The organism is Pseudomonas sp. A-B-19 (assembly GCF_019947515.1).
Classification (GTDB): Bacteria; Pseudomonadota; Gammaproteobacteria; order Pseudomonadales; family Pseudomonadaceae; genus Aquipseudomonas.
Map to the genome: position 1 here is coordinate 38,571 of NZ_JAGYGN010000008.1, position 12,846 is coordinate 51,416.

The window sequence follows — 12,846 nt, forward strand, 5'->3', positions numbered from 1 at the left end:
GGCACTTTTTGCCGGTAATGTCGGCGCTATGACAACCTCTCCTCTAGGCAGTGCGGGTTAAGTCGAAGCGATCCAGGTTCATCACTTTGGTCCACGCAGCGACGAAGTCCTTGACGAACTTCTGCTGCGCATCAGCGCAGGCATAGAATTCGGCCAACGCGCGCAACTGCGCATTGGAACCGAAGACCAGGTCGACTCGAGTGCCCGTCCACTTCAGCGCGCCGGTCTTGCGATCGCGCCCTTCATACTCTTGCTGGGCATCCGATACCGGCTTCCACTCCACGCCCATGTCCAGCAGGTTGGTGAAGAAGTCGTTGGTCAAGGCTTCCGGACGTGTGGTGAACACACCGTGCCTGCTCTGGCCGACATTGGTGTTCAACACGCGCAAGCCGCCCAGCAACACCGTCATTTCCGGCGCGGTGAGCGTCAGCAGTTGCGCCTTGTCGATCAGCAATTTTTCGGCCGGTACACGGTACTGTTGCTTCAGGTAATTACGGAAACCGTCGGCAATCGGCTCAAGGTAACCGAAGGATTCGACATCGGTCTGTTCCTGGCTGGCGTCCATACGTCCTGGGCTGAACGGCACTGTCACACTGTGGCCGGCGTTTTTCGCCGCCTGTTCGACACCCGCGCCACCGGCGAGCACGATCAGGTCAGCCAGGGAGATTTTCTTGCCGCCCGATTGTGCGCTATTGAACTCCTTCTGAATGCTTTCGAGTTTTGCCAGCACGCTGGCCAGTTGTTCTGGCTGGTTCGCCTGCCAGGACTTTTGCGGCTCCAGACGCAAACGCCCACCGTTGGCACCGCCGCGTTTATCGGAGCCACGGAAGCAGGAAGCCGCCGCCCACGCCGTCGATACCAGTTGCGAGACCGACAGGCCGCAAGCCAGCACCTTGCTTTTCAGGCCCGCCACATCGCTGTCATTGACCAGCGGATGGTCGACGGCAGGGATCGGGTCTTGCCACAGCAGCTCTTCGTTCGGCATTTCCGGGCCGAGGTAGCGTGAAAGCGGCCCCATGTCACGGTGAATCAGCTTGTACCAGGCACGGGCGAAGGCGTCGGCCAACTGGTCTGGATTGGCCAGGAAGCGCCGCGAAATCGGCTCATAGATCGGGTCGAAGCGTAGCGACAGGTCCGTGGTCAGCATGGTCGGATCACGCCGTCTGGACGGGTCATGGGCATCCGGAATGGTGCCGGCGCCAGCGCCGTTTTTCGGCTTCCACTGGTTTGCCCCCGCCGGGCTCTTGGTCAGTTCCCATTCGTAACCGAACAGGTTCTCCAGGTAATTGTTGCTCCACCGGGTTGGCGTGGTCGTCCAGGTCACTTCCAGGCCGCTGGAGATGGTGTCGCCACCTTTACCGGAACCGAACGTGCTCTTCCAGCCCAGGCCCTGCATTTCTAGGCCGGCGGCTTCGGGCTCCGGCCCGACATGCTCGACGGGACCTGCGCCGTGGGTTTTGCCGAAGGCGTGACCGCCGGCGATCAGCGCGACGGTTTCCTCGTCGTTCATGGCCATGCGCGCAAAGGTCTCGCGGATATCCTGCCCAGCGGCGACCGGATCAGAGTTGCCTTCCGGGCCTTCGGGGTTTACGTAAATCAGGCCCATCTGCACGGCTGCGAGGGGGGCTTCCAGATTGCGTTCTGCGGGATTTTGCCCGGCATCTTTGCCATACCGCACGTCGCCACCCAGCCACGTTTTTTCCGAGCCCCAGTAGACGTCTTCGTCCGGCTCCCAGACATCCGGGCGGCCACCGGAAAAACCAAAGGTCTTGAAGCCCATGTCCTCCAGTGCAACGTTGCCGGCGAGGACGATCAGGTCGGCCCAGGAGATTTTGTTGCCGTACTTTTGCTTGATTGGCCAGAGCAGCCGACGGGCCTTGTCGAGGCTCACGTTGTCCGGCCAGCTGTTGAGCGGTGCAAAGCGCTGCTGGCCGGAGCCGGCGCCGCCCCGGCCGTCACCGGTGCGATAGGTGCCTGCAGCGTGCCAGGACATGCGGATAAAGAAAGGCCCATAGTGACCGAAGTCCGCCGGCCACCAGTCCTGGGAATCGGTCATCAGCGCAGTCAGGTCTTTTTTCAACGCCTGGAAGTCCAGGCTCTTGAAGGCTTCGGCGTAGTTGAAGTCGCCACCCATTGGGTCAGATTTGGGCGAGTGTTGACTCAAGATCTTCAGGTTCAGTTGGTTCGGCCACCAGTCGCGGTTCGTCGTGCCACCGCCAGCAGCGGCGTGATTGAACGGGCATTTCGATTCAGTTGACATGGCATCTCCTCTTGATTTTGTTTTCAGCTAACCATCATTAAGCGTGGATCCGGATCACCGATTGAAGAAATAGCTTTTCGGTATGGGATCCATAGCCTTAAGGCTATGACGGCCCAGTGATCAGTCGCTCCAGAACATCCATTAAAGTACCGGTCCGGGAAACTGTCGCTTCATCTGGGGAGATAGCTGATAAACAGTTCAAATCTGCAAGCAAATGCAAGATCATGAACACCTGCCACAATGGATAGGTAGCCTTTACTGCAAGGATGCGGGCGATCGTAAGAATTGTTTGCCGCGAGAGGTTTCGCCATGCTCCTCAAAGCCATTGTGATCTGGTCATTGCTGTCGATCATCGTCGCCGCCGTGTTCTGTCGCCTGATGCATAACGCCAAGGTCGCCGACCGAGCGCTCAAGATCGACACACCGGATCATGAGACTCATGAACGAAACGTTGACGATGCTTGCATGACCCGGGACAAAAATGGCGGCGACGATTCGGATGGCCACCCGGCCTGAGCCATTCAGGGCGTTCCTGCACTCAATAAAAAACCGGCTGTTCAGCCGGTTTTTTCAGGTCACTCAACAGCACTTCGGTCCGGCTTTACTGCCGTAACGGGCCTCCTGGCGTTCGCGGAAGAACGCCTCGTAGTCCATCACCGGTTTGTCCGGGTGCTTGGTCTGCATATGCTCGACGTAGTTGTCGTAGTCGGGCATGCCGACCATCAGGCGCGCGGCCTGGCCGAGGTATTTGCCGAGACGACTCAGGTCATTGAACATGATCAGGCATCCGGCAGCGCGTGGAATGGCGCTTCTTTATCCGTACGCTCCTTGGTGCCCCAGGCGGCAATACCGACCTTGAGCGCGAAGAACAGGATGCTGAACACCACGAACAGGAACAGCGCGGTCAACGTTGCGTTGGTGTAGGCGTTGAAGATCACGTGCTGCATCTGGTCGATGCTCTTGGCCGGGGCCAGCACCTGACCGTTGGCCAGGGCATCGCTGTACTTCTTCGCCAAGGCGAGGAAGCCGATCGCCGGGTTGGCATCGAACAGCTTGATGAAGCCTGCGGTGGTGGTGCAGATCAGCAACCAGACTGCCGGCAGCAAGGTGACCCAGACATAACGCTGGCGCTTCATCTTGATCAGCACCACGGTGCCGAGCATCAGCGCAATACCGGCCAGCATCTGGTTGGAGATGCCGAACAGCGGCCACAAGGTGTTGATGCCGCCCAACGGGTCGATCACGCCCTGGTACAGCAGGTAACCCCACATGGCCACGCAACCGGCGGTGGCGATCAGGTTGGCGGTCCAGGATTCGGTGCGGCGCAGGGCCGGCACGAACGAACCGAGCAAGTCCTGGAGCATGAAACGCCCGGCACGGGTGCCGGCGTCGACCGCGGTCAGGATGAACAGCGCTTCGAACAGAATCGCGAAGTGGTACCAGAACGACATGGTGTTCTCGCCCGGCAACACGTGGTGCAGGATCTGCGCGATACCGACCGCCAGGGTCGGCGCGCCGCCGGCACGGGCCAGAATGGTGGTTTCACCAATGTCATGGGCCACGGCTTGCAGGGCTTCCGGGGTGATGGCAAAACCCCAGCTGCTGACGGTTTGCGCAACGGCAACCGCATCGGCGCCAACCACGGCCGCCGGGCTGTTCATGGCGAAATACACGCCAGGATCGATCACCGACGCCGCGACCATGGCCATGATGGCCACGAACGATTCCATCAGCATGCCGCCGTAACCGATGTAACGGGCATGCCCCTCACTGGCAAGCAGCTTCGGCGTGGTGCCGGAGGCGATCAGCGCGTGGAAACCGGAGACCGCGCCACAGGCGATGGTGATGAACAGGAACGGGAACAACCCGCCCTTCCACACCGGGCCGGTGCCGTCGATGAACTGGGTCAGGGCCGGCATTTTCAGCTCGGGCATGGTCACCAGGATGCCGATGGCCAGGGCCACGATGGTGCCGATTTTCAGGAAGGTCGACAGGTAGTCACGGGGCGCCAGGATCAGCCACACTGGCAACACCGCCGCGACAAAACCGTAGCCGATCAGCATCCAGGTGATCTGCAGACCGGTAAAGGTAAAGGCCTTGGCCCACACCGGATCCGCGGCAATCTGCCCGCCGAGCCAGATCGAACCGAGCAGCAACAGCACGCCGATCACCGAGATCTCACCGATGCGACCGGGGCGGATGTAGCGCATGTAGATGCCCATGAACATCGCGATCGGGATGGTCGCCATCACCGTGAAAATACCCCACGGGCTTTCGGCCAGGGCTTTGACCACGATCAGCGCCAGCACCGCGAGGATGATGATCATGATCAGGAAGCAGCCGAACAACGCGATGGTGCCGGGGATACGGCCCATTTCTTCGCGGACCATGTCGCCCAGGGAGCGGCCGTTGCGGCGGGTGGACATGAACAGGACCATGAAGTCCTGAACGGCACCGGCCAGCACCACGCCGGCGATCAGCCACAGCGTGCCGGGCAGGTAGCCCATCTGCGCCGCCAATACCGGACCGACCAGCGGACCGGCGCCGGCGATGGCTGCGAAGTGGTGACCGAACAGCACGTGTTTGTTGGTCGGCACGTAGTCCAGACCATCGTTGTTGAGCACAGCCGGAGTGGCCCGATTGGGGTCGAGTTGCATCACTTTATTGGCGATGAACAGGCTGTAGTAGCGGTAGGCAACAAGGTAGATGGCGACGGCTGCGACTACGATCCACAGGGCGTTGATCGCTTCGCCGCGGCGCAGGGCCACGACACTCAGCGCAATCGCTCCCAGGACAGCCACGGCAAACCAGGCGAGGTGTTTAGCCAGACGGGGCATAGCGTGTCTCCTGCCGACAGCCAGTGACTGCGGCGGTAATTTTTATAATTGTGTCCGCGGTGCGGAGCTGGCCCAATATCTGCGCATGCCGTCCACAAATAAATCCGCGTTACTACGTACGTGCCGCCTACGTAGTTCTACGTAGAACACGCCGATCTCCTGTGGGAGCGAGGGTGTACACAGACTTCACATCCGACACATATCAACTGTGGGAGCGAGCTTGCTCGCGAAAGCGGACTGTCTGTCACATCACTCCTGAATGTGCCGCCCTCATCGCGAGCAAGCTCGCTCCCACAGGTTCTGCATTTCAACTAAGGGCATCATGGCCGTCAGTCATTCCGTCCAGCAACGCTACAGGCCGAGTGCCGCTTTGGCATATGATCCCGAGCCTTCGCGCGGGCAGGAGTCAACATGCAGCTCAAACACAAGATCGTCGCCCTCGGGATTCTGCCGCTGGTGCTGGCCATTGCCGTCATCTGCGCGCTGGTGATATCCCTCAACCGCCAATTGGGCGACCAACAGGCGCAACTGATCGAAGACAGCATTCTGGCGAGCAAGCGCGCGGAGCTGAAAAACTACGTGGAAATGGCGAAAAGCCTGATCGAGCCGCTGTACGACGACGGCCACGGCGACGCCCACGCTCAGCAACAAGTGCTGGAAGAACTGCGCAAGCTCAGCTTCGGCATCAACGGCTACTTCTTCGTCTACGACCATGAAGGCCGCAGCCTCATGCACGCACGCCAGTCGGAGCTGGTGGGCCAATACCTATGGGACATGAGAGACCCCCACGGCCTGCCGGTGATCCAGGCGCTGCTCAAAAGCGCGCAATCAGGCGAAGGCTTTCAACGCTACGCCTGGAACAAACCCTCCTCCGGCCAGGTGACCGACAAGCTCGCCTATGTGGTGATGCTCGATCGCTGGGGCTGGATGCTCGGCACCGGCATCTACCTCGAAGACGTCGAGCGCGCCACCCAGCAGGCCCGTGCCGAAGTGGCCATGGGTATCCGCAAGACCATGATGGCCATCGCCGTGGTCGCCCTGGTCGCGGTGCTGTTCGTGTTCGCCACCGGCATGACCCTCAACGTCAGCGAACATCGGCTGGCGGACAAGAAACTGCAACGCCTGACCCAGCGCATTGTCAGCCTGCAGGAGGAGGAACGATCCCGGGTATCCCGTGAACTGCACGACGGCATCAGCCAGGTGCTGGTTTCGATCAAGTTTCAGTTCGAACTGGCCAGCCATCTGCTGGAACGCGGACAAACCCACGACAAGGGCTTGAACACACTGAAAGAAGCCACCGAGCGCCTGGGCGATGCCATCGGCGAAGTCCGCAGTCTCTCCCATGACCTGCGTTCATCCTTGCTCGACACCCTTGGCCTGCCGGCGGCCATCGGCCAATTGGCCGCCGAATTCGAGCAGCGCAGCGGGCTCTGCGTGACCTATGACGAAAATGAATTCGACTGCCAACTGGTCGACGGCGCCGCTGTTGCACTGTTTCGCATCGTCCAGGAAGGCCTGACCAATATTGAACGCCATGCGCAGGCGAAGAACGTGTCCATCAGTCTGCGCGGTTGTGAACAATCGGTGCGGCTGACGGTGGTCGATGACGGCATCGGTTTCAACGTCGCCCAGGTCGAACGTCGTCACGCCGGCATTGGTTTGCGTAACATCCGCGAACGTGTCGAGCATTTTGGCGGACGCTTCGATTTGATCTCGATGCCAGGCAGAAGCGAGCTGGATGTGCGGCTGCCGATGAAACCTGCCGCCAAACACTGAGCCGGCGCAAAACTACAAGAGTGAATACTTCGATGAACCTGCCCTCCCCGATCCGCGTCGCCCTGGTCGACGATCACTCCCTGGTCCGCGACGGCATCAAGGCGCTGCTGGCCGTGATGTCGCCCCTGGAAATGGTCGGCGAAGCGGAAAACGGCGCCGACGCCATCGAGATGGTCGGACGTTGCCAGCCGGACCTGCTGCTGGTCGACATCAGCCTGCCGGACATGAACGGCCTGGAACTGACCCGCGTGCTGCGCAGCCAATACCCGTCGCTCAAGGTGCTGGTGCTGAGCATGTACGACAATTACGAATATGTCAGTGAATCGGTGCGCTCCGGCGCCAGCGGCTACGTGCTGAAGAATGCCCCGTCACGGGAAATCATCGCCGCCATCGAGGCCATCAGCAGCGGCGGCACCTTCTACAGCGCCGAAATCGCCCAGCGGCTGATCGCCGACAGGAACACCGACAACGAACTGACCCCGAGGGAAAGCCAGGTGCTGTCGAAGATGGCGCAAGGGTTGAACAACAAGGAAATGGCCCGGGAACTGGACATCAGCGTGCGCACGGTGGAAACCCACCGACTGAGCATTCGGCGCAAGCTCAACATCGACAAGCCGGCGGCACTGGTCAAATACGCCCTGGATCACGGACTCATTTCCCGCTAACCCCTCCAGACACCACGGCTCCCCGTAGGAGCGAGCTTGCTCGCGATGGACTCCGGAACACCGCGTTTATCCAGCAGGCACGCGTTTTCGTTAACGACCATCGCGAGCAAGCCCGCTCCTACAGATTCGTTGTGTCTGAAGTTTCTTACTTACCTTCCACCACCCGACGAGAAACTCACTCAAGGGACTTGCGTCATCGGTATTATGGTATACCATCAGACGCACAGACACCCAAACCTCTACGGAGCAGCTCATGAGTTTCGAAATCCGCAAGATCGTCAGCTATGTCGAAGAAACCTTTATCGAAGGCGGCAAAGCCACCGATAAGCCCGTGACCATGGTCGGTCTGGCCGTGGTGATGAAGAACCCCTGGGTGGGCAACGGTTTCGTCGAAGACCTCAAACCACAGATCCGCGCCAACTGCTCCGACCTCGGTGCGCTGATGGTCGAGCGCCTGGTGGGCATCATTGGCGGTGCCGAGAAAATCGAGGCGTATGGCAAGGCGGCGGTGGTCGGCGCCGACGGCGAAATCGAACACGCTTCGGCGGTGATCCACACCCTGCGCTTCGGCAACCATTATCGCGAAGCAGTGAAAGCCAAAAGCTACCTGAGCTTCACCAACAAGCGCGGCGGTCCGGGCACTTCAATCCAGATCCCGATGATGCACAAGGACGACGAAGGCCTGCGTTCGCACTACATCACCCTGGAAATGCAGATCGAAGATGCACCGCGTGCCGACGAAATCGTTGTGGTCCTGGGTTGCGCCGATGGCGGCCGCCTGCACCCGCGCATCGGCAACCGCTACATCGACCTGGAAGAACTGGCCGCCGAAAAAGCCCAGTAACCGGCCGCAGAACCACAACAAGAAGGCATTGCAGGAGCGCTCCATGATTCGGCTCACCGCTGAACTCACCCCGGCTGGCACCAGTTACCTGGCGACCGGCCAAGGCCAGCCCGTGGTCTTGATCCACGGCGTGGGCCTGAACAAAGAAATGTGGGGTGGCCAGATCGTTGGCCTGGCCACGCAGTACCGCGTCATCGCTTACGACATGCTCGGCCATGGCGCCAGCCCGCGCCCTGCGAGCGGCACGCCGCTGCTCGGCTATGCCGACCAGTTACTGGAGCTGCTCGACCACCTGCAATTGCCCAAGGCAACGGTGATCGGTTTTTCCATGGGCGGGCTGGTGGCACGGGCGTTTGCCTTGCACTACCCGCAACGCCTGGAAGGCCTGGTGGTGCTCAACAGCGTGTTCAACCGCAGTGCCGAACAGCGCGCCGGGGTCATCGCCCGCACCAGTCAGGCCGCCGAACACGGGCCGGACGCGAATGCCGAAGCGGCGCTGTCGCGCTGGTTCAGCCGCGAATACCAGGCCGCGAACCCGGCGCAGATCGCCGCGATTCGCCAGACCCTGGCCGGCAATGACCCGCAGGGTTACCTGACCACTTATGAACTGTTCGCCACCCAGGACATGTACCGCGCCGACGACCTGGCCAGCATCCAGGTGCCGACGCTGATCGCCACCGGCGAGCTGGACCCCGGTTCGACCCCGGAAATGGCCCGGCAACTGGCCGAACGCATTCCCGGTGCGACCGTTGCCGTGCTCGCCGAGCAACGGCATATGATGCCCGTAGAGTCGCCGCGCCTGGTCAACCAGCTGTTGCTGGAGTTTCTGCAGACCGCGCACTCCCAACAAAACCAGATCAAGGGGATCGTTGCATGACACTCGCACGCTTCCAGATGTGCATCGGCGGTGAATGGGTCGATGCCCTGTCCGGCAAGACCTTCGAAAGCCTCAACCCGGCGCTGGCCGAGCCGTGGGCCGAACTGCCCGATGCCGACGAAGCCGACGTCGAGCGCGCCGTGCAGGCAGCGCAGGCGGCTTTCGACAGCCCGGCATGGCGCGGCTTGACCGCCACCGCTCGCGGCAAATTGCTGCGCCGCCTGGGCGATCTGATCGCCGAGAACAAGGAACAACTGGCGCAGCTGGAAAGCCGCGACAACGGCAAGCTGATCCGCGAAACCCGTGGCCAGGTCGGCTATCTGCCGGAGTTCTTCCACTACACCGCAGGCCTGGCGGACAAGCTCGAAGGCGGCACCCTGCCGCTGGACAAGCCGGACCTGTTTGCCTACACCGTGCACGAAGCCATGGGTGTGGTTGCGGCGATCATTCCGTGGAACAGCCCGCTGTACCTGACAGCGATCAAACTGGCGCCGGCCCTCGCCGCCGGCAACACCATCGTGATCAAGCCGTCGGAACACGCCTCGGCGACCATCCTCGAACTGGCGCGCCTGGCGCTGGAAGCCGGGATTCCGCCGGGGGTGGTCAACGTGGTCACCGGTTACGGCCCGAGCACCGGCGCCGCCCTCACCCGCCATCCGCTGGTGCGCAAGATCGCCTTCACCGGCGGCGCGGCCACGGCCCGGCATGTGGTGCGCAGCAGCGCCGAGAACTTCGCCAAGCTGTCGCTGGAACTGGGCGGCAAATCGCCGAACATCATCTTCGCCGACGCCGACCTCGACAGCGCGATCAACGGCGCCATCGCCGGGATCTATGCCGCCTCCGGGCAGAGCTGCGTCTCCGGTTCGCGCTTGCTGGTGCAGGACGAGATCTACGACGAATTCGTCGGTCGTCTGGTGGAACGCGCCCAGCGCATCCGCATCGGTAACCCGCAGGACGACAGCAGCGAAATGGGCCCGATGGCCACCGCGCAGCAACTGGCCGTGGTCGAAGGCCTGGTGGCCGATGCGATTGCCGAAGGCGCGCGTTTGCGTCTGGGCGGCAAGCGTCCGGCCAATCTGGCCGACGGCTGGTTCTACGAGCCGACGCTGTTCGAGTGCGACCGCAATTCGATGAAGATCATGCAGGAAGAAGTCTTTGGTCCGGTGGCTTCGGTCATCCGCTTCAAGGACGAAGCCGAAGCCCTGGCGATTGCCAACGACTCGCAGTTCGGCCTCGCCGCCGGCATCTGGACCCGCGACCTGGGTCGTGCCCATCGCCTGGCCCGGGACGTGCGTTCGGGGATCATCTGGGTCAACACCTACCGCGCGGTCTCGGCCATGGCGCCGATCGGCGGCTTCAAGAACAGCGGCTATGGACGCGAAAGCGGCATCGATTCGGTGCTGGCCTATACCGAGCTGAAAACGGTGTGGATCAACCTGTCCCAGGCACCGATGCCTGATCCCTTCGTGATGCGCTAGGAGTCCTGGAAAATGATCGAACCCGGCATTTACAAAGAAGTGATGAGCTCGTTCCCGTCCGGGGTCACGGTGGTCACCACCCTGGACCCGGACGGCGGCATCGTCGGCATCACCGCCAGCGCCTTCAGTGCGCTGTCGATCGACCCGGCACTGGTGCTGTTCTGCCCCAACTACGGCTCCGACACCTACCCGGTGCTGCGCGACAGCAAGCAGTTCGCGATTCACCTGCTGTCCGCCGACCAGACCGCCGAAGCCTATGCCTTCGCCGGTAAAGGCAAAGACAAGGCCAAAGGCATCGAGTGGCACTTGAGCGAACTGGGCAACCCGATCCTTGCCAAGGCGACGGCGATCATCGAGTGCGAGCTGTGGCGCGAATACGACGGCGGCGATCACGCGATCATCGTTGGCGCGGTGAAGAACCTGATCCTGCCCACGCAACCGGTGACACCGATGATCTACCACAAAGGCAAGCTGGGGCCGTTGCCCACCCTGGCCTGATAGATCTACACAATCCCCTGTAGGAGCGGGCTTGCCCGCGATGGTCGTGAACGATAACGCGTGCTGCCTGACAGCCCTTGGCGTTCTCGGGTTTTTCGCGAGCAAGCTCGCTCCTACAGAGACCGCCCACTTTTCTCAGGAGCCGGCATGAACCCAGCAACCTCGTTTTTGTTCCGTCAGCAAGCCTACATCAATGGCCAATGGCTGGACGCGCCGGATGGCGCCTGTCAGGACATTTTCAACCCGGCCACCGGTGAACTCATCGGCAAGGTGCCGAACCTTGGCGCCGAACACGCGCGCCTGGCCATCGATGCCGCCAACAAAGCCTGGCCGGCCTGGCGCGCGCTGACCGCCAGGGAGCGCAGCAATACCCTCAAGCGCTGGCATGCGCTGATGCTGGAAAACGCCGACGCCCTGGCACACATCCTCACCCTCGAACAGGGCAAGCCACTGACTGAGGCCAAGGGTGAAATCCTCTACGCCGCAAGCTTCATCGAGTGGTTCGCCGAGGAAGCCAAACGGATCTATGGCGACACCATTCCCAGCCACAAGGGCGATGCGCGCATCGTGGTCAGCAAAGAGCCGATTGGCGTGGTCGCGGCCATCACGCCGTGGAACTTCCCGGCGGCGATGATCACCCGCAAGGCCGGCCCGGCACTGGCGGCCGGATGCCCGTGCATTGTCAAACCGGCCCCGGAAACGCCATTCTCGGCGCTGGCCATGGCGGCGCTGGCGGAACAGGCCGGGATTCCCCCAGGCATTTTCAACGTCATCACGGGCGACGCCATTGCCATCGGTGGTGAGCTGACCTCAAGCCCACTCGTGCGCAAACTGTCGTTCACCGGTTCCACTGCCATCGGCAAATTGCTGATGGCCCAGTGCGCGCCGACCCTGAAAAAAGTCTCGCTGGAACTGGGCGGCAACGCGCCGTTCATTGTCTTCGACGACGCCGATCTGGAGCGCGCCGTCGACGGTGCGCTGATCGCCAAATTCCGCAACGCCGGGCAGACCTGCGTCTGCGTCAACCGTTTCCTGGTGCAGGACGGCATCCATGACGCCTTTGTGGCGCGCCTGGCCGAGCGGGTTTCGCAACTCAAGGTCGGCAGCGGTTTCGATGATGGCGTCACCCAAGGCCCGCTGATCAACGAGCGCGCCGTGACCAAGGTCGAAGACCATGTGCAAGACGCGCTGGCCCACGGCGCACAACTAATGTGCGGCGGTGAGCGCCATGCATTGGGCAACGGCTTCTTCCAGCCGACCGTACTGATCGGCGTCACCACGCAGATGAAAGTCGCCCGGGATGAAACCTTCGGCCCACTGGCAGCGGTGTTCCGTTTCGACACCGAGGCCCAGGCCGTCGAGATGGCCAACGACACCGAATTCGGCCTGGCTGCCTACTGCTACACCCGCGACCTGGGCCGCGCCTGGCGCATGAGCGAAGCATTGGAGTACGGCATGGTCGGGATCAACGAAGGGCTGATTTCCACCGAAGTCGCGCCGTTTGGCGGCATCAAGTCCTCGGGGCTGGGCCGTGAAGGGTCGAAGTACGGCATCGAGGATTACCTGGAACTCAAATACACCTTGATGGGCGGCCTCTGAGCCCACGGGAGC

11 protein-coding genes are annotated in these 12,846 nt (G+C 61.8%); 8 read left to right on the forward strand and 3 right to left on the reverse strand.

Annotation, left to right across the window (positions count from 1 at the left end):
- Positions 1-43: 43 nt before the first annotated feature.
- Positions 44-2,260 (reverse strand): catalase/peroxidase HPI, encoded by a 2,217-nt coding sequence (gene katG, locus KGA81_RS11130; protein ID WP_223545850.1) that lies wholly within the window; start codon positions 2,258-2,260, stop codon positions 44-46.
- 309 nt (positions 2,261-2,569) lie between these two features.
- On the opposite strand from katG, the gene KGA81_RS11135 reads away from it, so the two are divergent.
- On the forward strand, positions 2,570-2,776 hold the full coding sequence (locus KGA81_RS11135; protein WP_223545851.1) for a hypothetical protein: 207 nt from the start codon (positions 2,570-2,572) through the stop codon (positions 2,774-2,776).
- Between the two features lie 63 nt (positions 2,777-2,839).
- On the opposite strand, the gene KGA81_RS11140 is transcribed toward KGA81_RS11135, so the two are convergent.
- Both KGA81_RS11140 and KGA81_RS11145 read right to left on the reverse strand, forming a co-directional pair.
- Positions 2,840-3,037 (reverse strand): YbdD/YjiX family protein, encoded by a 198-nt coding sequence (locus tag KGA81_RS11140; RefSeq protein ID WP_007976534.1) that lies wholly within the window; start codon positions 3,035-3,037, stop codon positions 2,840-2,842.
- Between the two features lie 2 nt (positions 3,038-3,039).
- Positions 3,040-5,097, reverse strand: coding sequence for a carbon starvation CstA family protein (locus KGA81_RS11145; RefSeq protein WP_223545852.1), 2,058 nt, complete (start codon positions 5,095-5,097; stop codon positions 3,040-3,042).
- 411 nt (positions 5,098-5,508) lie between these two features.
- Between KGA81_RS11145 and KGA81_RS11150 the strand changes: the two genes are divergently transcribed.
- From KGA81_RS11150 to KGA81_RS11180, 7 genes are all read left to right on the forward strand, one after another.
- A complete protein-coding gene (locus KGA81_RS11150; RefSeq protein WP_223545853.1) occupies positions 5,509-6,873 on the forward strand; it encodes a cache domain-containing protein in 1,365 nt (454 codons plus the stop codon).
- Positions 6,874-6,905: 32 nt separating this feature from the next.
- Positions 6,906-7,538 (forward strand): response regulator, encoded by a 633-nt coding sequence (locus tag KGA81_RS11155; protein WP_218432028.1) that lies wholly within the window; start codon positions 6,906-6,908, stop codon positions 7,536-7,538.
- 253 nt (positions 7,539-7,791) lie between these two features.
- Positions 7,792-8,382, forward strand: a complete 591-nt coding sequence (locus KGA81_RS11160) for an amino acid synthesis family protein (RefSeq protein ID WP_003225712.1) — start codon at positions 7,792-7,794, stop codon at positions 8,380-8,382.
- A 43-nt stretch (positions 8,383-8,425) separates the two neighbouring features.
- Positions 8,426-9,259, forward strand: coding sequence for an alpha/beta fold hydrolase (locus KGA81_RS11165; protein WP_223545854.1), 834 nt, complete (start codon positions 8,426-8,428; stop codon positions 9,257-9,259).
- Positions 9,256-10,737, forward strand: a complete 1,482-nt coding sequence (locus KGA81_RS11170; protein ID WP_223545855.1) for an aldehyde dehydrogenase — start codon at positions 9,256-9,258, stop codon at positions 10,735-10,737. The genes KGA81_RS11165 and KGA81_RS11170 overlap by 4 nt, the downstream gene beginning before the upstream one ends.
- Positions 10,738-10,749: 12 nt before the next feature.
- Positions 10,750-11,235, forward strand: coding sequence for a flavin reductase family protein (locus KGA81_RS11175; RefSeq protein ID WP_223545856.1), 486 nt, complete (start codon positions 10,750-10,752; stop codon positions 11,233-11,235).
- Positions 11,236-11,382: 147 nt separating this feature from the next.
- On the forward strand, positions 11,383-12,834 hold the full coding sequence (locus tag KGA81_RS11180; protein WP_223545857.1) for an NAD-dependent succinate-semialdehyde dehydrogenase: 1,452 nt from the start codon (positions 11,383-11,385) through the stop codon (positions 12,832-12,834).
- Positions 12,835-12,846 lie beyond the last annotated feature (12 nt).

Excerpts from the sequence above, each read along its gene's own strand:
- katG (WP_223545850.1), bottom strand. The coding sequence starts at position 2,260 with ATGTCAACTGAATCGAAATGCCCGTTCAATCACGCCGCTGCTGGCGGT.
- KGA81_RS11135 (WP_223545851.1), top strand. The coding sequence starts at position 2,570 with ATGCTCCTCAAAGCCATTGTGATCTGGTCATTGCTGTCGATCATCGTC.
- KGA81_RS11140 (WP_007976534.1), bottom strand. The coding sequence starts at position 3,037 with ATGTTCAATGACCTGAGTCGTCTCGGCAAATACCTCGGCCAGGCCGCG.
- KGA81_RS11145 (WP_223545852.1), bottom strand. The coding sequence starts at position 5,097 with ATGCCCCGTCTGGCTAAACACCTCGCCTGGTTTGCCGTGGCTGTCCTG.
- KGA81_RS11150 (WP_223545853.1), top strand. The coding sequence starts at position 5,509 with ATGCAGCTCAAACACAAGATCGTCGCCCTCGGGATTCTGCCGCTGGTG.
- KGA81_RS11155 (WP_218432028.1), top strand. The coding sequence starts at position 6,906 with ATGAACCTGCCCTCCCCGATCCGCGTCGCCCTGGTCGACGATCACTCC.
- KGA81_RS11160 (WP_003225712.1), top strand. The coding sequence starts at position 7,792 with ATGAGTTTCGAAATCCGCAAGATCGTCAGCTATGTCGAAGAAACCTTT.
- KGA81_RS11165 (WP_223545854.1), top strand. The coding sequence starts at position 8,426 with ATGATTCGGCTCACCGCTGAACTCACCCCGGCTGGCACCAGTTACCTG.
- KGA81_RS11170 (WP_223545855.1), top strand. The coding sequence starts at position 9,256 with ATGACACTCGCACGCTTCCAGATGTGCATCGGCGGTGAATGGGTCGAT.
- KGA81_RS11175 (WP_223545856.1), top strand. The coding sequence starts at position 10,750 with ATGATCGAACCCGGCATTTACAAAGAAGTGATGAGCTCGTTCCCGTCC.
- KGA81_RS11180 (WP_223545857.1), top strand. The coding sequence starts at position 11,383 with ATGAACCCAGCAACCTCGTTTTTGTTCCGTCAGCAAGCCTACATCAAT.